Annotated in this window: 21 protein-coding genes; 15 read left to right on the top strand and 6 right to left on the bottom strand. The window is 65.4% G+C overall.

Annotated elements, in window-relative coordinates; all coding sequences use genetic code 11:
* From nuoG to FF090_RS10695, 13 genes are all read left to right on the top strand, one after another.
* Nucleotides 1–2319 (top strand): NADH-quinone oxidoreductase subunit NuoG, encoded by a 2319-nt coding sequence (gene nuoG / locus FF090_RS10755; protein ID WP_138856726.1) that lies wholly within the window; start codon nucleotides 1–3, stop codon nucleotides 2317–2319.
* A gap of 9 nt (nucleotides 2320–2328) precedes the next feature.
* The gene (gene nuoH, locus FF090_RS10750; RefSeq protein ID WP_138856725.1) at nucleotides 2329–3426 is read left to right on the top strand and encodes an NADH-quinone oxidoreductase subunit NuoH; all 1098 of its coding nucleotides are present in this window, start codon (nucleotides 2329–2331) and stop codon (nucleotides 3424–3426) included.
* A gap of 11 nt (nucleotides 3427–3437) precedes the next feature.
* A complete protein-coding gene (gene nuoI / locus FF090_RS10745) occupies nucleotides 3438–3926 on the top strand; it encodes an NADH-quinone oxidoreductase subunit NuoI (protein WP_138856724.1) in 489 nt (162 codons plus the stop codon).
* 20 nt (nucleotides 3927–3946) lie between these two features.
* Nucleotides 3947–4582, top strand: coding sequence for an NADH-quinone oxidoreductase subunit J (locus tag FF090_RS10740; RefSeq protein WP_138856723.1), 636 nt, complete (start codon nucleotides 3947–3949; stop codon nucleotides 4580–4582).
* The gene (nuoK, locus tag FF090_RS10735; protein ID WP_138856722.1) at nucleotides 4582–4893 is read left to right on the top strand and encodes an NADH-quinone oxidoreductase subunit NuoK; all 312 of its coding nucleotides are present in this window, start codon (nucleotides 4582–4584) and stop codon (nucleotides 4891–4893) included. The genes FF090_RS10740 and nuoK overlap by 1 nt, the downstream gene beginning before the upstream one ends.
* A gap of 2 nt (nucleotides 4894–4895) precedes the next feature.
* Nucleotides 4896–6965 (top strand): NADH-quinone oxidoreductase subunit L, encoded by a 2070-nt coding sequence (nuoL, locus tag FF090_RS10730; protein WP_138856721.1) that lies wholly within the window; start codon nucleotides 4896–4898, stop codon nucleotides 6963–6965.
* 22 nt (nucleotides 6966–6987) lie between these two features.
* Nucleotides 6988–8478 carry an NADH-quinone oxidoreductase subunit M gene (locus tag FF090_RS10725; RefSeq protein ID WP_138856720.1) on the top strand — a complete coding sequence of 497 codons (1491 nt, stop codon included), beginning with the start codon at nucleotides 6988–6990 and terminating at the stop codon, nucleotides 8476–8478.
* A gap of 27 nt (nucleotides 8479–8505) precedes the next feature.
* Complete coding sequence (gene nuoN, locus FF090_RS10720) at nucleotides 8506–9984, top strand: NADH-quinone oxidoreductase subunit NuoN (protein ID WP_138856719.1); 1479 nt, start codon at nucleotides 8506–8508, stop codon at nucleotides 9982–9984.
* A gap of 15 nt (nucleotides 9985–9999) precedes the next feature.
* Nucleotides 10000–10290 (top strand): DUF2818 family protein, encoded by a 291-nt coding sequence (locus FF090_RS10715; protein WP_138856718.1) that lies wholly within the window; start codon nucleotides 10000–10002, stop codon nucleotides 10288–10290.
* Entirely contained in the window at nucleotides 10283–10861 is a 579-nt protein-coding gene (locus FF090_RS10710) for an NUDIX domain-containing protein (RefSeq protein ID WP_138856717.1), read from the top strand. Before FF090_RS10715 ends, FF090_RS10710 begins: the two co-directional genes overlap by 8 nt.
* A 3-nt stretch (nucleotides 10862–10864) precedes the next feature.
* Nucleotides 10865–11353, top strand: coding sequence for a DUF1178 family protein (locus FF090_RS10705; protein ID WP_138856716.1), 489 nt, complete (start codon nucleotides 10865–10867; stop codon nucleotides 11351–11353).
* Nucleotides 11354–11523: 170 nt separating this feature from the next.
* Nucleotides 11524–12693, top strand: a complete 1170-nt coding sequence (locus tag FF090_RS10700) for an efflux RND transporter periplasmic adaptor subunit (protein ID WP_138856715.1) — start codon at nucleotides 11524–11526, stop codon at nucleotides 12691–12693.
* A gap of 19 nt (nucleotides 12694–12712) precedes the next feature.
* Nucleotides 12713–15958: an efflux RND transporter permease subunit gene (locus FF090_RS10695; protein ID WP_138856714.1), complete on the top strand. Its 3246-nt coding sequence runs from the start codon at nucleotides 12713–12715 to the stop codon at nucleotides 15956–15958.
* On the opposite strand, the gene FF090_RS10690 is transcribed toward FF090_RS10695, so the two are convergent.
* Together FF090_RS10690 and FF090_RS10685 are read right to left on the bottom strand one after the other, a co-directional pair.
* The gene (locus FF090_RS10690; RefSeq protein ID WP_138856713.1) at nucleotides 15903–17330 is read right to left on the bottom strand and encodes an FAD-binding oxidoreductase; all 1428 of its coding nucleotides are present in this window, start codon (nucleotides 17328–17330) and stop codon (nucleotides 15903–15905) included. The genes FF090_RS10695 and FF090_RS10690 overlap by 56 nt on opposite strands.
* Before the next feature lie 4 nt (nucleotides 17331–17334).
* Entirely contained in the window at nucleotides 17335–17721 is a 387-nt protein-coding gene (locus FF090_RS10685; RefSeq protein ID WP_138856712.1) for a DUF2069 domain-containing protein, read from the bottom strand.
* Nucleotides 17722–17759: 38 nt separating this feature from the next.
* Between FF090_RS10685 and FF090_RS10680 the strand changes: the two genes are divergently transcribed.
* Together FF090_RS10680 and FF090_RS10675 are read left to right on the top strand one after the other, a co-directional pair.
* On the top strand, nucleotides 17760–19091 hold the full coding sequence (locus FF090_RS10680; protein ID WP_246071386.1) for a YihY family inner membrane protein: 1332 nt from the start codon (nucleotides 17760–17762) through the stop codon (nucleotides 19089–19091).
* 669 nt (nucleotides 19092–19760) lie between these two features.
* Complete coding sequence (locus FF090_RS10675) at nucleotides 19761–20594, top strand: hypothetical protein (protein ID WP_138856710.1); 834 nt, start codon at nucleotides 19761–19763, stop codon at nucleotides 20592–20594.
* A 222-nt stretch (nucleotides 20595–20816) separates the two neighbouring features.
* Here the strand turns inward: FF090_RS10675 and FF090_RS10670 are convergent, their stop codons facing one another.
* The 4 genes from FF090_RS10670 to puuE are packed head-to-tail and all read right to left on the bottom strand — an operon-like array spanning nucleotide 20817 to nucleotide 25996.
* Nucleotides 20817–22055: an endonuclease/exonuclease/phosphatase family protein gene (locus FF090_RS10670; RefSeq protein ID WP_138856709.1), complete on the bottom strand. Its 1239-nt coding sequence runs from the start codon at nucleotides 22053–22055 to the stop codon at nucleotides 20817–20819.
* Nucleotide 22056: 1 nt separating this feature from the next.
* Nucleotides 22057–23307: a M20/M25/M40 family metallo-hydrolase gene (locus tag FF090_RS10665; RefSeq protein ID WP_138856708.1), complete on the bottom strand. Its 1251-nt coding sequence runs from the start codon at nucleotides 23305–23307 to the stop codon at nucleotides 22057–22059.
* On the bottom strand, nucleotides 23304–25067 hold the full coding sequence (gene uraD / locus FF090_RS10660) for a 2-oxo-4-hydroxy-4-carboxy-5-ureidoimidazoline decarboxylase (protein WP_138856707.1): 1764 nt from the start codon (nucleotides 25065–25067) through the stop codon (nucleotides 23304–23306). The genes FF090_RS10665 and uraD overlap by 4 nt, the downstream gene beginning before the upstream one ends.
* Entirely contained in the window at nucleotides 25058–25996 is a 939-nt protein-coding gene (puuE, locus tag FF090_RS10655; RefSeq protein ID WP_138856706.1) for an allantoinase PuuE, read from the bottom strand. Before puuE ends, uraD begins: the two co-directional genes overlap by 10 nt.

The raw sequence follows: 25996 nt of genomic DNA, 5'->3' as shown, positions 1-25996 counted from the left end.
ATGGTCGAAATCGAACTCGACGGCCAGAAGGTGGCCGTGCCCGAAGGCAGCATGGTGATGCATGCGGCCGAGAAGGTCGGTACCTATGTGCCGCACTTCTGCTATCACAAGAAGCTCTCGATCGCGGCCAACTGCCGCATGTGCCTGGTGGACGTCGAGAAGGCGCCCAAGCCCATGCCGGCCTGCGCCACGCCCGTGACGCCCGGCATGATCGTGCGCACCAAGAGCGAGAAGGCCCTCAACGCCCAGAAAGGCGTGATGGAGTTCTTGCTGATCAACCACCCGCTGGACTGCCCGATCTGTGACCAGGGCGGCGAGTGCCAGTTGCAGGATCTGGCGGTCGGTTACGGCGGCGTGAAGAGCCGCTACACCGAAGAAAAGCGCGTGGTGTTCCACAAGAACGTGGGCCCGCTGATCTCCATGGAGGAGATGAGCCGTTGCATCCACTGCACCCGCTGCGTGCGCTTCGGTCAGGAAATCGCCGGTGTGATGGAACTGGGCATGCCTCACCGCGGCGAGCACAGCGAGATCACCACCTTCGTGGGCCGCACGGTGGACTCCGAGCTCAGCGGCAACATGATCGACCTCTGCCCGGTTGGCGCGTTGACCAGCAAGCCTTTCCGCTACAGCGCCCGCACTTGGGAGCTGTCGCGCCGCAAGTCGGTCAGCCCGCATGACTCCACGGGCACGAACCTGGTCGTTCAGGTCAAGAACAACCGCGTGATGCGCGTGGTGCCGCTGGAGAACGATGCCGTCAATGAATGCTGGATCGCCGACCGCGACCGCTTCAGCTACGAAGGCCTGAATGCCGACAACCGCCTGACGCGCCCGATGATCAAGCGCGATGGCGCTTGGCAGATCGTCGAATGGGCGACGGCGCTGGACTTCGCCGCCAAGGGGCTCAATGGTGTGAAGAACCACGGCGGCCAGCTTGCCGCGCTGGTTTCGCCGCACGCCACGGTGGAAGAGGCTGCCCTGGCCGCCCAAATCCTGCGCGCCTTGGGCAGCGAGCACATCGACAGCCGCCTGCGCCAACAAGATGACGCATTGAGCGGGCAGGGCGCTGAAGCCCCCCTGCTGGGCCGCTCCATCGCATCTCTGTCGCAACTGGATGTTGCGCTGGTGCTGGGTGCCCAGCTGCGCCAGGATCATCCCTTGTTCGCGCAGCGCCTGCGCCAGACCGCTCGCCATGGTGCCGCGATCGCGCGCGTCCACGCAGTGGCCGACGACTGGGCCATGCCCATTGCCGCCCAGGCGCTGCGTCACCCGGCACAGTGGCTGGCGGTGCTGGGCGAAGTGGCAGCCGCCTTGGCCCAGGCCAAGGGTATTGCGGCCCCCGTCGAGGTGGCGGCGGTCTCGGCCGAGGCGCAAGCCATTGCGGAATTGCTGAATCAAGGCGATGGACAAAAGGCCGTGCTCTTGGGCAATGCCGCCGCCGAACATCCCCAAGCCAGCGCCTTGTACGCTCTCGCCAACTGGATCGCCCAGACCAGCGGGGCCAGCGTGGGCTTCCTGGGTCAGGCCGCCAACACGGTCGGAGTCCAGCTGGCAGGTGCCCGCCCGGGTGCAGGCGGCCGCAGCGCGCGTGCTTTGCTGAACGAGGCGCCGGCTCAGGGCGTGTTGATGGTCGGTGTGGACCCCCTGCTGGATGTGGCCAACCCCCAGGCCGCCAAGCAGGCTCTGGACCAGGCCGATATGGTCGTGGCCCTGGCCACCCACCGCAGCGATGCGCTTTTGGACCTGGCCGATGTGCTTTTGCCCCTGGCCCCGTTCACCGAAACCTCGGGCAGCTTCGTGAATGCCGAGGGCCGGGTGCAGAGCTTTGTGGGCGTGGTGCCGCCGCAGGGCGAGGCCCGTCCGGGCTGGAAGGTGCTGCGCGTGCTGGCCAACAGCCTGGGTCTGAGTGGCTTTGAGTTCGAGAGCAGCGAGCAGGTCCGTGCTGGTCTGAGCCTGACGGCCAGCCCGCTGGCGGCAGCCGCGCCAAGCGCTGAGGAAGCTTACTCCGCCTTGGTGCCGTCGCTCCGTCTGGCTGAGCTGCCGGCCTATGCCAGCGACATGCTGGTGCGCCAGGCGCCCAGCCTGCAAGCCACCCGCGCCGCGCGCGAAGCGGCCCATGTGCAGCTGGACGCCGAACACTTCGCCCTCTTGGGCTTGAGCGATGGCGACCTGGTGCGCGTCAGCCAAGGGGCCGGCCACGCCCTGCTGCCTGCCAAGCTGAACGCCGGCTTGGCTGCCGGCGTGGTGCGTGTGGCGAGCGGCTTGAGCGAGACGGCGGGCCTGGGCGGCGGATTCACCGCGATTGCGGTGGAGCGGGCGTAAGGGGACGAAATGATCGAGCAACTCTTTCAACTCGGCGCCACCCATCTGGGCGCCTTCTGGCCGGTGGTCTGGTCGCTGCTGAAGATCGTGGCCGTCGTCGCGCCGCTGATGCTGTTCGTGGCCTATCTGACGCTGTGGGAGCGCAAGGGCATTGCCCTGTCGCAGCTGCGCCCTGGCCCCAACCGAGTGGGCCCTTATGGCCTGCTCACCCCCATCGCCGATGCCGTCAAGCTGATCTTCAAGGAGATCATCCTGCCGCGCGCGGCCAACCGCGGGCTGTTCTTCCTGGGCCCCATCATGACCATCATGCCGGCCCTGGCGGCCTGGGCGGTGGTTCCGTTTGGCCCTGAGGCGGCGGTGGCCAACGTCAACGCCGGCCTGCTGTTCCTGATGGCCATCATGTCGATGGAGGTCTACGGTGTGATCATCGCCGGCTGGTCCTCGAACTCGAAGTACGCCTTCCTGGGCGCCATGCGCGCTTCCGCGCAAATGGTGAGCTACGAGATCGCCATGGGCTTCGCGCTGGTGGTGGTGCTGATGGTGTCGGGCAGCCTGAACATGACCGAGATCGTCATGGGTCAGGCCAAGGGCCAGTTTGCCGACATGGGGATCAACTTCCTGAGCTGGAACTGGTTGCCCCTGCTGCCGATCTTTGTCGTCTATTTCATCTCGGGTCTGGCTGAAACCAACCGCCACCCCTTTGACGTGGTGGAAGGCGAATCGGAGATCGTGGCCGGTCACATGATCGAGTACTCGGGCATGAGCTTTGCCATGTTCTTCCTGGCCGAGTACGCCAACATGATCCTGGTCTCGGTGCTGGCTGTCACCATGTTCCTGGGCGGCTGGGCTGCGCCGGTGAGCTGGAGCCTCTTCGGCCTGCAGACGCCCGAATTCATCCAGAGCACCATGGCGCTGTGGAACTGGTTCTGGCTGTTTGCCAAGACCTTCGTCGTCGTCACCCTGTTCCTGTGGGTGCGGGCTTCCTTCCCGCGCTACCGCTACGACCAGATCATGCGTCTGGGCTGGAAGATCTTCATCCCCGTCACCCTGATTTGGCTGGTGGTGGTGGGCCTGTGGATCCAGTCGCCCTTCAATATTTGGAAATGAGGGCCTGAGCTGTGCGAGCACTCATCGATTTTTTCAAGAGCTTCATGCTCCTCGAGCTGTTCAAGGGCATGGCCCTGACCGGACGGCATTTCCTGGCGCCCAACATCACCATCCAGTTCCCGGAAGAGAAGACGCCGCTGTCACCGCGCTTTCGGGGCCTGCATGCGCTGCGCCGTTATGAAAGCGGCGAAGAGCGTTGCATCGCCTGCAAGCTGTGCGAAGCCGTGTGCCCGGCGATGGCCATCACCATCGAGTCGGATGTGCGTGCCGATGGTTCGCGCCGCACCACGCGCTACGACATCGACCTGACCAAGTGCATCTTCTGCGGCTTCTGCGAGGAAAGCTGCCCGGTGGACTCCATCGTCGAGACGCCGATCTTCGAATACCACGGTGAGAAGCGCGGTGATCTGTACTTCACCAAGGAAATGCTGCTGGCCGTGGGCGACCGCTACGAGCCCCTGATTGCCAAGACCAAGGAGGCCGACGCCAAGTACCGCTGAGGTGCTCAGGCGAGATCCCTATGAACACGACCTCCGTACTGTTCTATCTGTTTTCCTTCGTGCTGCTGGCCGCGAGCTTTCGCGTCATCACCGCGAAGTCCACGGTCCATGCCGCGCTGTTCCTGGTGCTGGCTTTCTTCAACGCGTCCTGCATCTGGATGCTGCTGAAGGCCGAGTTCCTTGCCATCACCCTGGTGCTGGTCTATGTGGGCGCGGTGATGGTGCTCTTCCTCTTCGTCGTGATGATGCTGGATATCCACAGCGACAAGGCGCGTGAGGGCTTCTGGAAGCATCTGCCGCTGGCGGCCCTGGTCGGCGTGGTGGTGGCCCTGGAGATGGCCGCGGTCCTGATGGGCGGCTTCCAACTCAGCCAACCGGCCGAACTGAGCGCCGAAGCGGTCAAGCTGGGTAACAGCAAGATGCTGGGCATCGCGATCTACCGCGACTACCTCTATCCGCTGCAGATTGCCGCCGTGCTGCTGCTGGTGGCCATCATTGCCGCGATTGCCCTGACGCTGCGCCAGCGCAAGGACTCGCGTTCGCAGGATCCGTCCCAGCAGGTGCGTGCCAATCCGAAGGAGCGCATGCGCATCGTCAAGATGGCACCGGTGCTGCCGGCGGCGAAAGCCGAACAAGACCAACAAGGAGCCGCGTGATGGGTGCACTGACCCTCGGCCACTTTCTGACGCTGGGCGGACTGTTGTTCGCGCTGTCCGTCATTGGCATCTTCATGAACCGCAAGAACCTGATCGTGCTGCTGATGGCGATCGAGTTGATGCTGCTCGCGGTCAACCTGAATTTCATCGCCTTCTCGCACTTCCTGGGCGATATGGCGGGTCAGGTTTTTGTGTTTTTCATCCTCACCGTCGCGGCGGCCGAATCGGCCATTGGCCTGGCCATCCTGGTGGTGCTGTTCCGCAACCGCAGTTCCATCCGTGTGGATGAGCTCGACAGCTTGAAGGGTTAAGGATGAACGCCCCGATGTTGAATCCCAATCTGCTGCTCTGGGTGCCCTTGGCGCCCCTGGTGGGCTGCATCCTGGCCGGTCTGTTCGGCAAGGTCATCGGCCGCCGTGGCGCCCACATGGTCACCATCCTGGGTGTGGCCATTGCGGCGGTCATCTCGGCCCTGACGCTCAAGGAAGTGCTGGCTGGCGCACGCTTCAGCGGCACCATCTATGAATGGATGGTCGTCGGCGGTCTGAAGATGGAGATCGGCTTCCTGGTCGATGGTCTGACCGCCATGATGATGGTGGTGGTGACCTCGGTGTCGCTGATGGTGCACATCTACACCATCGGCTACATGCACGAGGACCCGGGCTACCAGCGCTTCTTCAGCTACATCTCGCTCTTCACCTTCAGCATGCTGATGCTGGTGATGAGCAACAACCTGCTGCAGCTCTTCTTCGGCTGGGAGGCCGTGGGCCTGGTGTCCTACCTGTTGATCGGCTTCTGGTACACCAAGCCGACGGCGATCTTTGCCAACATGAAGGCCTTCCTGGTGAACCGGGTGGGTGACTTCGGCTTCATCCTCGGCATTGGACTGCTGGTCGCCTACGCGGGCTCGCTGAACTACGCCGAGATCTTCGCGAAGAAGGATGAGTTGGCCGCGATTGCCTTCCCCATGCCGTTGTGGGGCGAGGGCTGGCAGCTGATCACCGTGGCCTGCATCTGCCTGTTCATCGGTGCGATGGGCAAGTCGGCACAGTTCCCGCTGCATGTCTGGCTGCCCGATTCCATGGAAGGCCCGACCCCAATCTCGGCCCTGATCCACGCCGCCACGATGGTGACGGCCGGCATCTTCATGGTGGCACGCATGTCGCCGCTGTTTGAGTTGTCCGACACCGCGCTCAATGTGGTGCTGGTGGTGGGCTCGATCACGGCGCTCTTCATGGGCTTCCTGGGCATCATCCAGAACGACATCAAGCGCGTGGTGGCTTACTCCACCTTGTCGCAGCTGGGTTATATGACCGTGGCCCTGGGTGTGTCGGCCTACTCGGTGGCCGTCTTCCACCTGATGACCCACGCCTTCTTCAAGGCCCTGCTGTTCCTGGCGGCCGGCTCGGTCATCATCGGCATGCACCACGATCAGGACATCCGCAATATGGGTGGCTTGAAGAAGTACATGCCCATCACCTGGATCACCAGCCTGCTGGGCTCGCTGGCGCTGATTGGCACCCCCTTCCTGTCGGGCTTCTACTCCAAGGACTCGATCATCGAAGCCGTTCATGGCAGCACGCTGCCCGGTGCGGGTTTCGCCACCTTCGCGGTGACCCTGGGTGTGTTCGTCACGGCCTTCTATTCCTTCCGCATGTACTTCCTGGTCTTCCACGGCAAGGAGCGCTTTGGCCAGGCCCACCATGGGCATGACGATCATGGTCATGACGATCACCACCATGGTCTGGCGCCGGGTGAGAAGCCGCATGAGACCCCCTGGGTGGTGTGGTTGCCGCTGGTCTTGTTGGCCATCCCCTCGGTCTTCGTTGGCTACTTCACCATCGCGCCGATGGTGCATGGCAGCTTCTTTGCCGATGCCATCACGGTGAACCGTGAGGCCCATGGCGCGATGAATGTGTTGGCCAGCCACTTCCACGGAGCGATGGCCATGGGCTTGCATGCCTTCAGCACCTTGCCCTTCTGGCTGGCGGTGGGCGGTGTGGCCCTGGCTTATTGGTTCTACATCCTGCAACCCAGCATTCCGGCTGCCTGTGCACGCGTTTTCCGTCCCCTCATCACGGTGATGGAGAACAAGTACTACATGGACTGGTTCAACGAGCAAGTCCTGGCCCGGGGTGCCCGCGGTCTGGGTGTGGGTTTGTGGAAGGGTGGTGACGCTGGTTTGATCGATGGCCTGCTGGTCAATGGCTCGGCCAAGTTGGTGGGCCTGCTGTCCAAGGTCATGCGTGTGGCCCAGAGCGGGCATCTGACCGCCTATGCCTTCGCGATGATCCTGGGCGTGCTGGGCCTGATGAGCTGGAAGCTGTGGCCCACGATTGCGCCGCAGCTGCAGGCGGTCATGTCCAAGTTGATGGGTCAGTGAGAAAGAAGCCGGAGAACAAGAAATGCATTGGTTGAGTCTTTCGATCTGGCTGCCCATCGCCTGCGGTGCGCTGCTGCTGACCCTGGGTCGCGCCAATCAGGCGGGCCTGGTGCGCTGGCTGGCCTTGGCGGCGGCTGTCGCCAGCTTTGCGGTCACGCTACCGCTCATCACGGGCTTTGACACGGCAAGCGCTGCGCTGCAGTTCAGCGAGAGCCTGCCCTGGATCTCGCGCTTCAATGTGCACTACGCGCTGGGCGTGGATGGCATCTCGGTCTGGTTCGTGCTGCTGACCGCCTTCATCACCATCATCGTGGTGGTGGCGGGCTGGGAGGTGATTGAGGACCGCGTGAACCAGTACATGGGCGCTTTCCTGATCCTCTCCGGTCTGATGATCGGCGTGTTCGCGGCGGTCGATGGTCTGCTGTTCTACGTGTTCTTCGAGGCCACGCTGATCCCGATGTACCTGATCATCGGCGTCTGGGGTGGCCCGCGCCGCGTGTACGCCGCGTTCAAGTTCTTCCTCTACACGCTGGCCGGCTCGCTCCTGATGCTGATCGCGCTGCTCTATCTGTACTACCAGAGCGCCGTGCAGACCGGGGTGGGCAGCTTTGACATCCTGGCCTGGCACAAGATGCCGCTGCCGATGGACGCGCAGACCCTGCTGTTCTTCGCCTTCTTCGCGGCCTTCTCGGTCAAGGTCCCGATGTGGCCGGTGCACACCTGGTTGCCGGACGCCCACGTGGAGGCGCCCACGGGCGGTTCAGTGGTGCTGGCGGCCATCATGCTGAAGCTGGGCGCCTATGGCTTCCTGCGTTTCTCCATGCCCATCACGCCGGACGCGGCCCATGCCTATGCGCCGTTCGTGATCACGCTGTCGCTGATAGCGGTGATCTATGTGGGCCTGGTGGCCATGGTGCAGAAGGACATGAAGAAGCTCGTGGCCTACTCGTCGGTGGCGCATATGGGCTTTGTGACCCTGGGCTTCTTCATCTTCAATCCGCTGGGTGTCTCGGGCGGTTTGGTGCAGATGATTGCGCACGGCTTTGTGTCGGGTGCCATGTTCCTGTGCATCGGCGTGCTGTATGACCGCGTGCATTCGCGAGAGATCGCGGCCTATGGTGGCGTGGTCAACACCATGCCCAAGTTCGCGGCCTTTGCTGTGTTGTTCGCGATGGCCAATTGCGGCCTGCCGGGCACTGCAGGCTTCATTGGCGAGTGGATGGTCATCCTGGGCGCAGTGCAGATGAATTTCTGGATCGGCGCACTGGCTGCCACGGCCCTGATCTTTGGCGCTGCCTATTCGCTGTGGATGGTCAAGCGGGTCTTCTTCGGTGCCGTGGGCAATGACAACGTCAAACAGCTGCTGGATCTGAATGCCCGCGAGTTCGTGATGCTGGGCATCCTGGCCGTCGCCGTGCTGGCCATGGGCATCTATCCCAAGCCCTTCACCGATGTGATGAACGCCTCGGTGGATCAGTTGCTGCGCCATGTGGCGATTTCCAAGCTGCCTTGAGCCGGCTGCGCACGCAAGGATAAGAAGATGACATCTATGAACTGGTCGGCCATGACGCCTGAGCTGCTGCTGCTGGGCATGGCCTTGTTGGTGGCGATGGTGGACCTGTGGGTCAAGGATGCGGATCGCCGCCCCACCTACTGGCTCACCCAGATCACCCTGCTGGCCGTGGCCGCACTGCATCTGTGGAAGTACCACAAGGGCTACCAGGTGGTGGCCATGCAGGGGCTGGTGGGTACGGACCCGCTGAGCCATCTGCTGGCAGGGCTCTCTGCCTTGGTGACGGCGGGCGTGTTGCTGATTTCGCGCCCCTATGCCAAGGCGCGCGAGATGCTGCAGGGCGAGCTGTTCACGCTCAGCCTCTTCATGCTGCTGGGCGTGTGCATCATGGTGTCGGCGCGCCATTTCCTGGTCATCTACCTGGGTCTGGAGCTGATGAGTCTGTCGCTCTACGCCTTGGTGGCGCTGCGACGTGACCACGCCGTCAGCACCGAGGCGGCCATGAAGTACTTCGTGCTGGGCGCGCTGGCTTCGGGCTTCCTGCTCTATGGCCTGTCGATGATGTACGGCGCCACGGGTTCGCTCTCGATCCCGCAGGTGTTTGCGGTGGTGTCGGCCGGCGGCCTGAACCAGGGCGTGCTGGTCTTCGGTCTGGTCTTCATCGTGGCCGGCCTGGCCTTCAAGCTGGGGGCTGCTCCGTTCCATATGTGGGTGCCCGACGTCTACCAGGGCGCGCCCACGGCCGTCACGCTGCTGATCGGTACGGCGCCCAAGCTGGCCGCTTTCGCCATCACCGTTCGCCTGCTGATTGAAGGCCTGTTTGCGCTGGCCGTGGACTGGCAGCAGATGCTGCTGGTGCTGTCGGTGTTCTCGCTGATCGTCGGCAACGTCGTGGCCATCGCGCAGACCAATATCAAGCGCATGCTGGCCTACTCGACCATCGCGCAAATGGGCTTCATGCTGCTGGCTCTGGCCAGTGGTGTGGTCAAGGGCGACAGCCTGCCGGCCGCCAGTGCCTACAGCTCGGCGCTGTTCTATGCCGTCACCTATGTGATGACCACGTTGGGCAGCTTCGGCATGGTGATGCTGCTGGCCCGCCAGGGTCATGAGGCCGAGCAGTTGCAAGACTTCGCCGGCCTGGCCAAGCGCAGCCCCTGGTACGCGCTGGTCATGACCCTGCTGATGCTGTCGCTGGCCGGCATTCCGCCGACGGTGGGCTTCTACGCCAAGTTGGCCGTGCTGCAGGCCATGGTGGCCACGCAAGAGCCGCTCTATCTGCAGTTGGCCGTGTTCGCTGTGGTGTTGTCGCTGATCGGTGCCTACTACTACCTGCGCGTCATCAAGCTGATGTGGTTTGACGAGCCGGCCGAGCGCCAGGCCCTGCAGGCCCCGTGGGACGTGCGCGCCGTGCTGACTTTGAACGGCGTGCTGGTCCTGGGTCTGGGCATCCTGCCGGCGGGTCTGATGAACGTCTGCAAGCAGGCGATCGTTCATTCGCTCGCCTAAACAGAGGGCTGGCAGATGGTGACGGCGGTTCTGCTGCTGCTCTTGCTGGTGGCCGCCAATTTGCCCTTTGTGAGTGCGCGGGTGGCCTTGGTGGGCCCCTTGCGCCCGCAGCGCGGTTTTGGCCTGCGGCTGGCGGAGTTGCTGGTGTTGGGCGCCCTTTGGCTGCTGCTGGCCTGGGGCCTTGAGGCGCACCAGGGCCAGCGCCACGCCCAGGGCTGGGCCTTCTATGCGGTGCTGCTGTGTCTGCTGCTGACCTTTGCCTTCCCTGGCTTCGCCTGGCGATATCTGCGGCGTTCCAGTGAGTGAACCGCGGGATCTGACGGAGCTCGAGCTGGATAGCCAGCTCGTCTACCAAGGCAACTTCCTCCAAGTGCGCTGCGACCGTGTGCGCCTGCCCGATGGCCAGACGGCCGGTCGTGAGTACATCGTGCATCCGGGCGCCGTGATGATCGTGCCGCTGTTGGCGGATGGCCGGCTGTTGATGGAACGCCAGTTTCGCTACCCGCTGCGCCGCCATGTGCTCGAGTTCCCGGCCGGCAAGCTGGACCCCGGTGAGGCCCCGCTGCATTGCGCCCAGCGCGAATTGCTGGAAGAAACCGGCTACAGCGCCCAGGAGTGGGCCCACGCGGGCGTGCTCCACAACGCCATTGCCTATTCGACCGAAGGCATCGAGATCTTCTTTGCTCGGGCCCTGAGCCGAGGCGAGCAGCAACTCGACGAGGGCGAGTTCATTGAGCTCTGCGAGATGAGCGTGGACCAATTGGACGCGGCCTGCGCGCGCGGTGAAGTCACGGACGCCAAGACCCTGATCGGCCTGCAGTGGCTGCAGCGTTGGCAGGCTGGTGCCTGGCCGCTGCGGTGGCAAAGCCTGGCCTGAACCATGTGGGTCGCTGAGTTGGCCTGTCCGCATGGGCATGGCTTTGAAGGCTGGTTTGCCTCCCGGGCTGACTTCGATCAACAGCGCGAGCGCGGCTTGGTCAGTTGTCCGCAATGTGGCAGTCATCACATCGAGCGCCGACTGAGTGCGCCGCGCTTGAATCTTGGCGCGCCGCAACCCGAGGCGCCCACGACGTCCACCACGCCCGTTCGCTCTGCCGGCGCGGCTTCTCCGGCGGCTCCCTCAGCCCCAGGTGCGCCGGCGTTGCCGCAGCTGTTGCGGGAAATGGTGGCCTCGGTGTTGGCCGCCACCGAGGATGTGGGCCGGCAGTTTGCCGATGAAGCCCGGCGCATTCACCACGGTGATGCCCCCGCTCGGGCCATTCGTGGCCAGGCCGATGCCGAGCAGTTGGAAGCCCTGCGCGATGAAGGGGTGGAGGTCTGGAGCCTGCCCTTGCCGGTCGAGCTGGGGTCGGACGAACCGCGCCACTGAGGCCCGAGGTGATGCCGGGCACCATCCGGCCGCCATTCATCGCAGCCAATCCCCATTGAGCCGCTCAATCTGCCATTTGGTCCGTGACCTCAGGCAGGCCGGCGCGCGGGCCTGTAAGCTGCGCCGCTTTGCTGGTCTTTGAGCGCCGTCAACTCCAACCGCCACCCTCCATGCTGTCACGCACTGTCAACGTTCCGTCTCCGTCGGCCATCGCCTTGGCCTTGGCCCTGACCCTTCCTGCGCTGCTGGTGGGCTGCCAGCGCCCGCAAGAGGCCGGTGCCGACGCCAGCAAGTCGGCGGCCAAGCCTGCGCTGCTGATCGCCCCTGAGGACCTGACCCAGGTGGGCACCAGCGGTCTGGTGGGTGGCCCCGTGCTCACGGGCTCGGTGCAGGCTGCACGCCGGGCCGATCTGCGCGCCGAGGTGGCCGCCATGGTGCTGCAGGTGGCCAAGGACAACGGCGAAACCGTGCGCCAGGGCGAGGTGATCGTGCGCCTGGACAGCACGGCGATTCGCGACAACCTCACCAGCGCCGAAGAAGCGCTGCGTGCGGCCTCACAAAGCCTCGAGCAAACCGAGCGCGTGTTGCAGCGTCAGAAGACCCTGAACCAGCAGGGGATGACCTCGATGCAGGCTCTGGAAGATGCCGAGCTGCGCCGCAATGCCGCCCAGTCCGAAGTGGCGGCGGCGCGCGCCCGCGTGGTCAGCGCGCGCCAGCAGATGACGCGCACTGAGGTCCGCGCACCCTTTGATGGCGTGGTCAGCGAGCGCAAGGTCTCGGTGGGCGACACCGTGCAGATCGGGCGCGAGATCGTCAAGGTCATTGACCCGCGCTCGATGCGTTTCGAAGGCCAGGTCAGCGCCGACCGTCTGGGTGAACTGAAGCTGGGCCAAGCGGTCAGCCTGCGGGTGAACGGTTTTGGCGACAGCGAATTCGCGGCCAAGCTCTCGCGCATCGACGCAGCGGCCAACGCCACCACCCGCCAGGTCGAAGTGGCGGCGCAGTTTGCGGATGCCGCCAAGGCGCCGCAGGTGGCGGGGCTGTACGCGGAAGGGCGGGTGGACTCCGCCAGCCAGGCCGCGCTGGTGCTGCCTGAGGGCGCGGTCACGCGCCAGGGCGATGCGACCAGCGTTTGGCGCATCGAGGGCGACACCCTGCGCAAGGTGGCCGTGCAACTGGGCGCGCGCGACGACCGCCGCGGGCAGGTGGTGGTGCTGGGCGGGTTGAAGGCGGGTGATTGGGTGCTGCGTGCACCGTCGAGCACCCAGGCCGAAGGCCAAAAGGTGACGCGCGTGGGCGCGGGCGCCGGCGCCGCATCGGCCGTGGCCAGCGCACGCTGAACCGTTCAGGAGTCGCGCCATGTTTCTTTCCAACTTCAGCATCAAGAAGCCCGTCGCCACGGTGGTGCTGATCCTGGTGCTCATGATCATGGGCGGCTTGGCCTTGTCCAAGCTGCGTGTGAACCAGACGCCCGATGTCGAGCCGCCGGTGCTGGTGGTCAACGTGCCTTATCCGGGCGCCTCGCCGGATACGGTCGAGCGCGAGGTGCTGAATCGGCTGGAAAAGTCGATGCAGAGCATCCCGGGCATCGACCGCACCGAGTCCACCGCGCGTGAAGGCAGCGCCACCATCGTGCTGTTCTTCGGCTTCTCGAAAAACATGATCGAGGCCGCCGACGAGGTGCGTAATGCCATCGCAGGGGTGCGCTTCAAGCTGCCGCTAGAGATCCGCGAGCCCATCATCACCCGGGTGGATCCAGGGGCGCGGCCCATCATGCAGCTGGCGCTGTCCAGCAGCACGCAGACGCATGCGGAGATCTCCCGCCTGGCTGAGGACAAGCTGGCCGACAAATTCCGTGGCCTGCCCGGTGTAGCGGTGGTCAATGTGAACGGCGCGCTGCGCCGTGAACTCTCGGTGCTGCTGCGCGCCGAGAAGCTGCGCGAGTACGGCGTCTCGGTCACCGAAGTGACGCAGGCGGTGCGCGCCCAAAACACCACCGCCCCCGTGGGCAAGGTGCGCGGCACGCTGGAAGACCAGAGCATCCGCCTGCTGGGTCGCCTGGAGTCGCCCAGCGAGTTCGAGCAGATGATCGTCAAGCGGCGGGGCAGCGATGTGGTGCGCCTGGGCCAAGTGGCCGAGGTCAAGGACGGCTTTGCCGAAATGAGCAGCTATTCGCTGCGCAATGGCCGCCCCACCGTGGGCATCTCGGTCAGCCGCTCGCGCGATGCCTCCACCGTCTCGGTGGCGGCTGATGTGCGCAAGGTGGTGGACGAGATCGTCAAGGAATTGCCCAAGGGCACGTCCATCGAAATCACCGAGGACGGCGGCGAGAACGCCTACAACAGCCTCTACAACGTGATCCATGCCTTGGTGTTCGGCGCGGTGCTCACGGTGTTCGTGGTCTACGTGTTCCTGAACAGCTGGCGCTCCACGCTGATCACCGCGCTCTCCCTGCCCACCTCGGTGCTGGCGGCCTTCATCGCCGTCTGGGCCATGGGCTTCTCGCTCAATTTCATGAGCCTCTTGGGCCTGTCGCTGGCCATCGGGGTGCTCATTGACGACGCCATCGTGGTGCGCGAGAACATCGTGCGCCATATGGAGCGCGGCAGCGACCGCAAGACGGCGGCCCGCGAGGGCACGGCGGAGATCGGCCTGGCCGTGGCCGCCACCACCTTTGCCATCGTGGCCGTGTTCGTGCCGGTGGCCTTCATGGGTGGCGGGCCGGGCCAGTGGTTCAAACCCTTCGCGCTCACCGTGGTGGCCTCGGTGCTGGTGTCCTTGTTGATCAGCTTCACGCTCGACCCCATGCTCTCGGCCTACTGGGGCGACCCACCCGGCTACCACCACGCGCCCAAGAAGGGCATCAGCCTCTTGCTGCAGCGCTTCAACGAGTGGTTTGACCACCAGGCCGATCGCTATGGCAATGTGATTGCCTGGGCCCTCAAGCACCGCCTTTTGATGGCGCTGATGGCCGTGGCCACCCTGCAGGTGTCCTGCGGCGCCCAGTTCAAGTGGGGTGGCACCAGCTTCTTGCCGCAGTCCGACTCCGGCACCCTGGTGGTTGACGTGCGCAGCCCCGCCTCGAGTAGCCTGGCCTACAGCAAGCTCAAGCTGGACGCTGCGGCCGCGCTGGCCGCCACCTTGCCCGAGACCAAGGCCACCACGGCCTATCCCAACGCCTCGGGCGGCCGCATCTATGTGGACATTGGCAAGAGCACCGAGCGCAAGCGCTCGGCCTCTGAACTGGCCAAGGCCCTGCGCGAACGCATCAGCCGCCTGGTGGGTGCGGAGTACGTGGTGCTGGATGACCTCTCCAACAACATCGCCAAGCCGGTGCAGATCCGCTTTTACGGCACCGACTCGCGCAAGCTGCAGGAGATCACCCAAGGCTTCGTGACCCAGATGCGCGGCATCAAGGGCGCGGTCGAGGTCGGTTACTCCGAGCAGGACCCGCAGAACGAGCTGCAGATCGAACTGGATCGCGGCCTTGCCAATCAGCTGGGCATCTCGGTCAGCGATGCCGCCCAGGCCCTGCGTGTGGCCTTTGCGGGTGTCGAGGCCGGCGACTGGGTGGACCCCACCGGCGAAGCCCGCGACGTCGCCATCCGCCTGCACCCCAGCGACCGTGTGGACGCCAGCAACATCGAGCGTCTGCCCATCGCGGTGGGCAGCAGCAACCGCATGGTGCCCCTGGACCAGATCGCCTCCGTCACCATGGGCAAGGGCCCCAGCCAGATCCAGCACGCCGACGGCAAGCGCACCATCACGGTGAGCGCCAATGTGCAGGGGCGCTCGCCGGGTGAGGTGACCGCCGAGGCGCAAAAGCTGGCCAAGGCCATCAACTTCCCGCCCGGCTTCGGCATTGAGTTGGCCGGCTCGGCGCGCGATCAGCAGGTGGTGTTCACCGCCATGCTCACGGCGCTGTTCTCGGGCATCTTGCTGATGTATGTGGTGCTGGTGATCCAGTTCAACAGCTTCACCGCGCCGCTGGGCGTGATGTTCTCGCTGCCGCTTTCGCTCATCGGCGTGGTGCTGGCCCTGTTGCTCACCAAGGGCACGCTGAACCTGATGAGTCTGATTGGCGTGATCATGCTGATGGGCCTGGTGGCGAAGAACGCCATCCTGCTGCTGGATGCCACGCGCCAGGAGGAGGCCAACGGGGTCGACCGCGAGGAAGCCCTGATGCATGCGGGCCGCAAGCGCTTCCGCCCCATTCTGATGACGACCTTTGCCCTGATTGCCGGCATGCTGCCGGTGGCCATCGGGGTGGGTGAGGGCGGCGAGTTCTACCGCCCCATGGCCGTGGCCATCATCGGCGGCACCATCACCGCCACGGTGCTGACCTTGCTGATGGTGCCCAGCTTCTATGACGGGCTGGAGATCTACAAGGGGCAGCTCTGGGCGCGCTTCCTGAGCCGCCGGGAGCGCCGCGGCGCCAGCCTGGCCGTGGCCCTCACCGGGGGTGAGATCCTGCTGGTGATCCTGGGCGGACTGCTCTCCATCGTGCTGGCCCTGCCCATCCTGCTGCTGTGGGGCCTGTGGGCGCTCTTCAAGCGTCTGCGCGGTTCCCGTCAGAGCCTGAAGCCAGCACCCGCCCTGGGTTGAGCCGGTTGGCCGGATCGAGTGCCTGCTTGATCCGGCCCATCAGGTCCAAGCCCACTGCGTCACCCCGCGCGGCCAGCTCGGCGGCGCGCAACCGGCCGATGCCGTGCTCGGCGCTGAAACTGCCGCCCCAGTCGGCCACGCAGTCGAACACCAGGCGGTTCAGTGCTGCCTCATGCGGCTGAAATTCCGCCAGGCTCTGGCCCACGGGCGGGGCGACATTGAAGTGCAGATTGCCATCGCCCAGATGCCCGAAAACCGTGGGGCGGGCGCCCGGGAAGGCGCGTTGAATGCGCGCCTCGCAGTCCGCCACAAAGGCCGCAATGCGGTCCAGCGGCAACGCGATGTCGTGCTTGAGATTGCCGCCGGCGCGGGTCTGGGCGCCGGGAATGGACTCGCGCAGTGCCCACAAGGCGTGAGCCTGGGCCTCGGTGTGGGCCACCACGGCGTCCAGCATCCGGCCCGCGTCCAGCGCCGGTGCCAGCCAGGCTTCCAGTTCGGCCCGCGTCTGCGCCTCGTCGCGGTGGCTGGAAACCTCCACCAGCAGGGCCCAGGGCGCAGCGGGCAGGGGCAACTCGGGCAGAAGCAGCTGAGCCGCCTGGCCCATCACTTCGAAACCGCTCAAACCATCGCCCAGCGCGGCGCGGGCTTGCGGCAGCAGCTGCAGCGCAGCCTCCAGCGAGGGCAGGGTCAGCCAGGCTGATAGCCGGCTGCGCGGCAGGGGCGCGAGCTTCATCACGGCGGCCGTGATGAGGCCCAGCACGCCCTCGCTGCCGATGAAGAGGTCGCGCAGGTTCAGCCCCCGGTGGTCTTTGCGCAGGCCGTCCAGGTCGCTCCAAAGCAGCCCGTCGGCAGTCACCACCTCCAGGCCCAGGCATAGATCGCGTGCATTGCCCCAGCGCAGCACCTGGGTGCCGCCGGCATTGGTGGCCAGATTGCCACCCAGCGTGCACTGGCCTTCGGCCGCCAGGCTCAGCGGCAGCAGCAGTTGCTGGGCGGCGCAGGCCTGCTGCAGGGTCTGCAGCACGCAGCCTGCCTCGGCCGTCAGCGTGGCATTGATGGGGTCGATGCGCCGGATGCGGTTCAGGCGCTTGAGGCTGAGCACCAACTCCGCGCCGCTGGCGTCGGGCGTGCCACCCAGCACCAGGCCGGTGTTGCCGCCCTGCGGCACCAAGGCCAAATGCAGGCGGGCCGCGGCGCGCACCATGGCCTGCACCTCATCCACGCTGCGCGGGCACAGCACGGCCATCGCGCGGCCCGCCTGGGCGCCGGTTGCGCGGCCGCGCCAGTCGCGTTCGAAGGGCAGGGCGGCCTCGCCGTCCAGCACCTGATCGGCGCCGAACTCGGCGCGCAGGATGCCAAGCTCGGGCCGCATGGGCTCAGCTCGCTTGGGCTCGCTTCGCAGCGGCCAGCCGTTGGCGGATCTGCAGCGTGCAGGCGGTGAACAGGGCCACGGCCAGACCCACTTCGGCCCAGCCGAGGATCGCCTCCAGGCCGCGGCCGCTGGGGCCGCGCACCAGGCCCTCGGTGGCATAGACCCAGACCAGCAGCGACACCCAGCGGTAGGTGTACATCCGGTAGCGCCACAGGCCCGGCAGCGCCGGCAGCAGGGGCAGGGCCTTCAGCGCCAGCCAGCCCTGGCCGGTGGGCTGCAAGAGCAGCTCCCAGGCCAGGCACAGGGCGATCAGCAGCAGGCAGAGGGTGAAAGCGGCCAGACGGCTGGCGCGCTCTTGGGTGCTGGGAAGGACACGAATCGATTCAGACATCCCGGCAGTGTAGGGAGGCGACACAAGAGCTCGCCCGAATGCCCACTCATACACTCGCGCCCGACATGTTGTTCCAGCCCTCTTTTGCCACCCTGCGCCGCCATGCGGGCCTGCGCAGCCTGCTTTCCAGCTGGCGCGATCTGCGCCGCTGGCCCTGGGCACTGGCCGGCGCCGGATTGCGGGCGCGCTTCAACGAGCTGCGCCTTGGCGTCACGGCGGGCAGTCTGACCTTCACGACGCTGATCTCGCTGGTGCCGCTCTTGGTGCTGATGCTGGCGCTGTTCACGGCCTTTCCGATGTTTGCCAACTTCCAGAAGGCCCTGGAGCAGTACTTTCTGGCCAATCTGGTGCCGGACAACATCGCCCGCCCGGTGCTCAAGACCCTGACCCAGTTCGCCGGCAAGGCCAAGGGCCTGGGCGTGGTGGGCGCGGGCTTTCTGGGCCTCACCGCCATTGCGCTGATGCTCACCATCGACCGCACGCTCAACGCCATCTGGCGCGTGCGCCGGCCCCGGCCCATGACCCAGCGCGTGCTGGTTTATTGGGCTGCACTGACCCTGGGCCCGCTGGCCCTGGGCGCCAGCCTGACCCTCACGGGCGCGGCCATCTCGGCCAGCAAAGGCCTGGTGACTCAGCTGCCGGGCGGTTTCGAGACCTTGCTTGACCTGATCCAATTCGGCGTGCTCACCGCCGCCGTGGCGGGTCTCTTCCACTTCGTGCCCAACACCCATGTGCGTTGGCGCCACGCGCTGCTGGGCGCGCTGTTCGTGTCCCTGGCCTTTGGCCTGGCCAAATGGGGCTTGGCTTGGTATCTGCGCCAGGTGCCCACTTACACCACGCTCTACGGCGCCTTTGCCACCCTGCCCATCCTGCTGGTGTGGATGTACCTGGGCTGGGTCATCGTGCTCCTGGGCGCGCTGATCGCCGCCAACGCACCGGGCCTGACCCAGGGCCTGCTGCAACGCCCCCCCAGCCCCGCGCTGGAGCTGGAGCTGAGCCTGCAAGTGGTGCGCGAGCTGTGGCTGCGCCAACAGCGCGGCGCGGCCGGCGCCAGCAAACTCGCCCTGGCCCAGACCCTGCGCGTCGAGCCCCTCCAGCTCGAACCCGTGATCGAAGGCCTGCAGCAGTTGGACTGGCTGGGCCGCTTGGAGGAAGACGGCGCCCAGCGCCTGGTGTTGCTGCGCAACCCCTTCGAAACCTTAGCCGCGCCGCTCTTGCAGCGCTGCCTGGTGCCGCGCTCGGCGCTCACCGCCGGGTTGTGGGAGGCCAGCGGCTGGCAGCGCATGACAGTGGCTGAGCTGCTGGGCACGCCCAATCGTCGGGCCACCGATGCGGCGGGGCCGGCGGGGGCGCCGATCCGGCGTGGGTAGAAATGAGCAGATCAATCCGCAACAGCTCTAGCCCTCTCGGCATGATCACGCTGCGAGTTGCCAGTCCAGTCAAGTCTGACCGGCGGCAGGAATCGCCCCACTGCTGTCATCCGCACGCTCTGCTCGGCTGGGCCATCCGCTGCTTAGCCAAGTGCTTTGCGACTGAAGTGCGCAAGTCGGGCGCCAGTCAGTTGTTGTTGCACCGACGACTGCATGCGCGAACGTTGTGCGGACTTCAACCGACCGGCGGATGCTGGTAACTCGGTACCCTCCAGCGAGGCTGCTGGCGAAAGCTGCGCATGGCGGAGAAAGCGGCTTTGTCCGATCGGAGCGGACTCAACTGTTAGCCTTGCACGGCGGGATTCCTTTTTCGCTTCGAGCTGCAATCGCATTGACACATACGTCGACTCAGACCGAACTGGGCGTTGCTCGCCTTGGTGTCGGCAAAATTGCCAAAAAAACTAAGGACTTGCGCCAGTCTCCGGTGCGATTGGCGCGACTTCGCGCGGAATGAGTTGCACTTGGCACAAGTCGAACCGAAGCCTCTGAGCATTTTTGAAAATTCAACTTACTGGGATGAAACCCCCCGCCAAACATGAGTTCGGTCCAAGCCGACCGAGCACCAGTCGCGACATAACTCGGGCTCGGGTAGGTGGCGGATCCAATCCAATGATAATATTGGGCGGAGTGCTAGCTGCATCACTGGCATTGATGACGGGGTGTGACCGCAACGCGGGTCAAAATTCGCGAAACGACCAGCATGCGCAGATTGCAGGAGCTTCAAGGCAATTGCCAAATGAAGTTATCCCGCCTAGGTGTAGCTCGTTTGCCTCCTCCAGCGAACATGATCAATACCCGTTCAGGTATGGAGTTGGCTTCATTGTTGCCGAGCCGGCCGCTAGTGGCTTGAGTTCAAGGGCCTGTCGGACCAACGGTTTCGGTTTTAACCGGTTTCTTGTGCGCAACGGTGGGTGGTTAAATGAATACGATTTATCCGCTAAAAAAAAGATCGACGATTTAGAGCCTATTGACGGGTTTCTCGTCGTTGTTTTGGGTATCGTCGATAGGCAGTCTGTTCCTGCGAGTACGGATTTGAGCGTGATTGGTCGGCCCCAAACTTTCACTGGCGTGCCTCTGACCAAGTGGACCGCAACGGCTGCTGAGATTGAAGCCTTCAATAAAGCCAATCCATCCCGCAATACGACATCTTCGCCCGCATGGTCAATAAATGACACTGTAGATGTTCGAACTGGACAACCGATCCATCTGGGCTGCATAGCCCCTGCGGGATCTAGCCTAGCCGGTGACTACTTGTATACGGCAACTTTCAATACGAAAGTCGATCAAGGTCAATCGTCTTGCACGATGTGGTTTTCAGTTGACCTCGGAGACATAGGCCTAGCAGTAGTCAAGGTGATGGGCTTTCACCCCAGCAATGCTCCAACAGTGGTCGACAAGGTCAGTCAAGAACTCAAACAACGTATTCGGAAGTTTGGCACATAATTCCTTCGCTGGATTCTGATTTGCCCGTCCATTTGTAAATTCAGAACGAGCGTCAACCTACGGTTCGGCAGCTGTGACAATCGTCGCAGGCGGGTATGCCAATCTCGATGCCGGGGTATCCGTGCCGGGGATGACGGCTTCTGGCCAGTTGCGGGCCTTGCGAGGCATAGCACCCAGCGGCGGCAATCGCTACGGAGCAGTCACTGGGGCTTGTGCGCCTTGTTACTTCAGCTCCACCGTCGCCGCCAACGGGCAGTGATCTGAGAGCCCTAGCTCAGCCACGCCATTGACCATCCGGGTGTCACCCAGCTCTCCCATGGAGATCTTGCGGGCGGTGGAGCCCTTGAGCGCGCCGGCGATCACGATGTGGTCCAAGCCCACCGGGTTGCGGCAGCCGAGAGCCGCCCGCAGGCCGCCGTATTGCTGGCGGTCCAGGTGGCCGCTCTTGGCCAGCAGACAGCTGGGCTGACCCTCGCAGTGGGATTCCAGCAGGGTCAGGCTGCGGGGCTGGCCGTCGTTGAGCTCGCGCCAGAGATTGCGCACCTTCACGCCCGGGCCATGGGGCTCGGTGGCCTGGCCCTGGACTCGTGCGCTGTGTTCGGCAGGCGCGCTTTGCTCGTGGCCCAGATTGCGGTTGAAGTCGCCCAGCAACACGAGGGCGTCGGCCTTCTGGCCATCCAGCCAGGTTTCCAAGGGGGCCACCTGCTGTTGCAGGCTCTGGCAGTGCGGGTTGGGGCCGTCCAGTTGGCCACGGGCCTCACTGGCGGGCGCGGGGAATTGCGGGTTGCTGCCGTCCAGCGGCGAAACGCAGGAGGACTTCAGGTGCACGGTCAGGAAGCTGACGCGGCGCCCGTCCACCTGCAGGTGCAAGGCCAGGCCGGGGCGCACCTGGTCGACCATCGGGCGCTGGGGCAGGCTCAAGCCCCAGTCCACCTGACATCGGCCGGCGCCCAGGCTGCGCTTCCAGGCAAAGGCCAGGCGCTGCACCTTGTGGCCCTCGTAGCTGCAGACCTCGTACTCAGGCCCCACCAGCTCGCGAATGGCCGCTGCACCGCTCACTTCCTGAAAGGCCAGTACATCGGCGTTCAACCGGGTGCGCAGCAGCTCGCTGAGGCGGGCGCGGCGCAGCAGATCGGCCGGGCGTGTGACGGGCAGGGCGGTACGGTTGACTTGGTAGATGTCGCAGGGGGGCAGGGCGCCGATGTCCCACTCCACCGGGGCGTTGCGGCCCCAGGGCAGGGCCCAGCCGGGGCGGGTGTCGGCACTGGCGGACGCAGCGGGCTTCCAGCGGCCGTCTTTGGCGTCCAGCGCGAAGGGGGCGTCGCAGGCGGCGCGCCACTGGGTGGCCAGTTCCTGGTCCAGATGCCAGCCCAGGTTCCAGGTGGCGACGGTCAGCTGTGTGGGCGCGGCTTGGGCGCTCAAGCCCATCAAAAGTCCAGCCAATGCCAAGGGTTTGAACATTTCAGTCTGCTTTCAAAAGGTCGTAGAGCGTGCGGGCCACCACCTGGGTGGCGCGCTTCAGGTCGGCCAGCACAAGGTGTTCGTCGGCGCGCTTGGCATTGCTTTCCAGCACGGTGCGCGGGCCGGCACCATAAATGACGGCCGGCACGCCGGCCGCGCCGTAGAGGCGCACATCGGTATAGAGCGGCGTGCCGGTGACGGGGATGGGTTCGCCGAAGACCTCTTGGCCGTGGCGCTGGATGGCGTCCACCAGGGCTTGGTTGCGCGGGTCGTGCTTGAGGCTGTGCGCCAGCAGCAGGCGGCGGATGCCAAGCTTCACCTTGGGGTGGTGGGTGCGCACATTGGTCTCGATGAGGTGCTTGAGCGCCTTCTCGACTTCGAAGGCGTCCTCTTCCGGGATCATGCGGCGGTCCAGCTTGAGCACCACCTTGCCCGGCACCACATTGGTGTTGCTGCCCCCCTCGATGCGGCCGATGTTCAGGTAGGGATGGTTGATGCCCGGCACCTCGGAGCGGATCAGCTTGAGCGAGGCGTTGTCGGCATAGAGCGCGTGCATCAGGTCGGTGGCGGCCTGCAGGGCGTCGATGCCGGTCTCGGGGTAGGCGGCGTGGCTGGATAGGCCGGTAAGCGTCACCTCCAGCTGCAGGCAGCCGTTGTGCGCTGTCACCACCTGATAGCTGAAGCCGGCGGCGATCAGGAGGTCGGGTTTTGTGAGCTTTTGGCGCAGAAGCCAGCCGGGCCCAAGTTCGCCGCCGAATTCTTCGTCATAGGTGAAGTGCAGTTCGACGCCGCCCTTCAAGGGGAGCCCCAAGGACTCCAAGGCCCGCAGTGCAAAGGTGTAGGTCGCAAAGTCGCTCTTGCTGACGGCCGCCGCGCGGCCGTAGAGCTTGCCCTCGACCACCGCGCCGCCGTAGGGTTCTTGGCTCCAGCCCTCGCCGGGTGGCACCACATCGCCATGGGCGTTCAGGGCCACCACCGGGCCGTCTATGCCAAAGCGGCGGCGCACGATCAGATTGGTGATGCTCTGCATGCCCTGCGCCTGCACCTCGGCCTCGGGCACCGCATGGGCCTCGGCTTGCAGGCCCATGGCGGCCAGCAGCGCGGCGGTGGTCTCGGCATGCGGGCGGTTGTGGCCGGGCGGGGTGTCGGTGGGCACGCGAACCAGGGCCTGCAAAAAGCCGACCTGTTCGTCGAAATGCTGGGCGATCCAGGCGTCCAGTTGGGCGTAAGCGGGGGTGACGGCAATGCTCATAGGGAATTCCACAGAATCTCGAAGGCCTCCACCGCCAGTTGAGCGTCGTGCGCGCTCACGGTTTCCAGCGGGTTGTGGCTGATGCCGGCATTGCCGCCGCGCACGAAGAGCATGGCCTGGGGCAGGATCTCGTGCATCTTCATGGCGTCGTGCCCGGCGCCGCTGGGCATGCGGTGCACGGGCAGGCCCAAGCGCTGCACGGCGGCTTCCCAGCGCGCCTGCCAGTCGGGGTGGCTGGGGGCTGCGTCAATCGACAGGGTGGGCCGCAGGCTGTAGTGCAAGCCGCGCCGCTCGCAAATGGCGTCCAAGGCGTGCAGCACCTCGTCGCGCAGGCGGTCGCGCACGGCGTCGCGCGGGGCACGCAGGTCCAGGCTGAAGCGGCAACGGCCCGGCACCACATTGATGGAGCCGCCGGGCACTTCCAGCATGCCCACCGTGCCCACGGCTTCGGGCAACTGGGTGGCGATGCGCTCGACCTGCAGCACCAGCTCGGCCGCCGCCGCAGCGGCATCGCGCCGGCCCGCGCCCATCGGGGTGGTGCCGGCATGGCTGGCCTGGCCGACGATCTCGCCGGTGTAGCGGTGGCTGCCATTGATGGAGCTGACCACCCCCAGGGGCAGGCCGGCGGCGTCCAGCACGGGGCCTTGTTCAATGTGAACCTCGACAAAGCCGAGGTATTGCTTGGGGTCGCGTTGCAGTGCGGCAATGCTGTCCAGTTGCGCGCTCGGTTGGGCGCCATGGCCGGCCGCCTGCAGGGCCTCGGCCATCGTCACGCTCTGGGCGTCTTGCTGGGCCAGCCACTGCGGTTCGAAGCGGCCGACCAGCGCGCTGGCGGCCAGGAAGGTGGCGGGAAAACGCTGCGCCTCCTCTTCGGCAAAGGCCACCAGCTCCAGGCCGTGGCGGGGGCGATGGCCCAGGGCCTTCATGCCCTGCACCGTGGCCATGGCCACCAGAATGCCCAGGCGGCCGTCGTAGCGGCCCCCGTTGCGCACCGTGTCGTAATGGCTGCCGGTCATCAACAGGGGGGCGGACGGGTCGCTGCCGAAGTAGCGCCCCACCACATTGCCCAGCGCGTCGATCTGCACCTCGTCAAAGCCGCAGCTTTGCATCCAACCCGCCAGTTTGCGCGCACAGGCGCGGTGGGCCGGGCTCATATAGGTGACGGTCAGGGCGTCGTCGGCCTCGCTGTGAACGGCAAGCTGTTCGGCCCAGTCCCACACCTGCTCGCCCGCGCTCAGGTCTTCGCCAAACTTCTCAGCCAGGCGCAGCTCGGCGATGCGGTGAATCTGGCGCAGGCATTCCTGGAACTCAAAGTCGGGGTGACCGTCCAGGCGGCGCTCGAAGGTGCTGATGATTTCGCTGCGACTCAGGCCGAGGCCGCGCGGGCCCCGTACGGCCAGGATGAAGGGCCAGCCGAAACGCTGCCCATAGGCGGTGTTCAGGCGCTGCAGGGTGGCGAACTCTTCGGGGCTGCAATGGGTCAGACCCGCACGGCTTTGCTCGTCGGTGGATTCGGCCGTGAGCTGCTGCGCCACCATGGCCTTGCCGGCCAGCTCCGGGTGGGCGCAGATCAGCGCGCGCTGGGCCTCGGGGGTGGCGCGAGCCAGCACCTCGAAGCAGGCGCGCTTGAAGGCCGCCAGCGAGGCGAAAGGGCGTTGGGCCAGCGCGCCTTCCACGATCCAGGGCGAGTGCTCGTACAGCCCGCCTAGCTCGGTCAGCAGGGCCGCGGGCTCGGACTGGTTGAGAGTCTTCAGGTCCATAGATGGGCGGTAGCGGCGTCAAAGGGGTGGGTGGCTTTCCAATGCCGCGCGATGTCCACGCGGCGGCAGATCCACACATCGGCGTGCGATTGCACATGGTCCAGAAAGCGCTGCAACGAACGCATGCGGCCCGGGCGGCCGAGCAGCCGGCAATGCAAGCCCACGCTCATCATGCTGGGCCGTTCCACACCTTCGGCGTAATGCACATCAAAGGCATCGCGCAGGTAGTGGAAGAACTCGTCGCCATGGCTGAAGCCCTGGGGCAGGGCAAAGCGCATGTCGTTGCAGTCCAGGGTGTAGGGCACGACCAGATGGGGCGCGAGGGCGCCATCGCTTTTCCGCACCTGGAGCCAGAAGGGCAGGTCGTCGCCGTAGTAGTCGCTGTCGTACTCAAAGCCGCCGTGCTCGACCACCAGGCGGCGGGTGTTGGGACTGTCGCGCCCCGTGTACCAGCCCGCCGGGGGCTGGCCCGTCATGGCCGTGATGACCTCAACCGCCTGCAGCAGGTGCTCGCGCTCGGTCGCCTCGTCGAGGTTTTGGTAATGAATCCAGCGCCAGCCGTGGCTGGCGATCTCGTGACCCAACTCGACAAAGGCGGCCGTCACTTCGGGGCAGCGCTGCAGCGCCATGCCCACGCCAAACACGGTCAGCGGCAGGCCGCGGCGCTCGAACTCGCGCAGGATGCGCCACACGCCCACCCGGCTGCCGTATTCATAGATGCCCTCCATGCTCAGATGCCGCGCCGGATAACTGGCGGGGTTGAACATCTCAGAGAGGAATTGCTCGGACCCGGTGTCGCCATGCAGCACCGAGTTCTCGCCACCTTCTTCATAGTTCAGCACGAACTGCAGGGCCACGCGCGCCTTGTTCGGCCACTGCGGATGGGGCGGGTGGCGGCCGTGGCCGCGCAGGTCGCGGGGGTAGTTCAT

The organism is Inhella inkyongensis (assembly GCF_005952805.1).
GTDB classification, from domain to species: domain Bacteria; phylum Pseudomonadota; class Gammaproteobacteria; order Burkholderiales; family Burkholderiaceae_C; genus Inhella; species Inhella inkyongensis.
This window is presented reverse-complemented; position numbering and strand designations above follow the sequence as displayed.

Coding starts and splice junctions, on each gene's coding strand:
- FF090_RS10680 (WP_246071386.1), top strand. CDS start 17,760: ATGCCCACTCATACACTCGCGCCCGACATGTTGTTCCAGCCCTCTTTT.
- puuE (WP_138856706.1), bottom strand. CDS start 25,996: ATGAACTACCCCCGCGACCTGCGCGGCCACGGCCGCCACCCGCCCCAT.
- FF090_RS10670 (WP_138856709.1), bottom strand. CDS start 22,055: ATGTTCAAACCCTTGGCATTGGCTGGACTTTTGATGGGCTTGAGCGCC.
- FF090_RS10685 (WP_138856712.1), bottom strand. CDS start 17,721: ATGTCTGAATCGATTCGTGTCCTTCCCAGCACCCAAGAGCGCGCCAGC.
- FF090_RS10695 (WP_138856714.1), top strand. CDS start 12,713: ATGTTTCTTTCCAACTTCAGCATCAAGAAGCCCGTCGCCACGGTGGTG.
- FF090_RS10725 (WP_138856720.1), top strand. CDS start 6,988: ATGCATTGGTTGAGTCTTTCGATCTGGCTGCCCATCGCCTGCGGTGCG.
- FF090_RS10700 (WP_138856715.1), top strand. CDS start 11,524: ATGCTGTCACGCACTGTCAACGTTCCGTCTCCGTCGGCCATCGCCTTG.
- FF090_RS10665 (WP_138856708.1), bottom strand. CDS start 23,307: ATGAGCATTGCCGTCACCCCCGCTTACGCCCAACTGGACGCCTGGATC.
- FF090_RS10690 (WP_138856713.1), bottom strand. CDS start 17,330: ATGCGGCCCGAGCTTGGCATCCTGCGCGCCGAGTTCGGCGCCGATCAG.
- uraD (WP_138856707.1), bottom strand. CDS start 25,067: ATGGACCTGAAGACTCTCAACCAGTCCGAGCCCGCGGCCCTGCTGACC.
- nuoG (WP_138856726.1), top strand. CDS start 1: ATGGTCGAAATCGAACTCGACGGCCAGAAGGTGGCCGTGCCCGAAGGC.
- nuoN (WP_138856719.1), top strand. CDS start 8,506: ATGACATCTATGAACTGGTCGGCCATGACGCCTGAGCTGCTGCTGCTG.
- FF090_RS10675 (WP_138856710.1), top strand. CDS start 19,761: ATGATAATATTGGGCGGAGTGCTAGCTGCATCACTGGCATTGATGACG.
- nuoL (WP_138856721.1), top strand. CDS start 4,896: ATGAACGCCCCGATGTTGAATCCCAATCTGCTGCTCTGGGTGCCCTTG.
- nuoH (WP_138856725.1), top strand. CDS start 2,329: ATGATCGAGCAACTCTTTCAACTCGGCGCCACCCATCTGGGCGCCTTC.
- FF090_RS10715 (WP_138856718.1), top strand. CDS start 10,000: ATGGTGACGGCGGTTCTGCTGCTGCTCTTGCTGGTGGCCGCCAATTTG.
- FF090_RS10705 (WP_138856716.1), top strand. CDS start 10,865: ATGTGGGTCGCTGAGTTGGCCTGTCCGCATGGGCATGGCTTTGAAGGC.
- nuoK (WP_138856722.1), top strand. CDS start 4,582: ATGGGTGCACTGACCCTCGGCCACTTTCTGACGCTGGGCGGACTGTTG.
- FF090_RS10740 (WP_138856723.1), top strand. CDS start 3,947: ATGAACACGACCTCCGTACTGTTCTATCTGTTTTCCTTCGTGCTGCTG.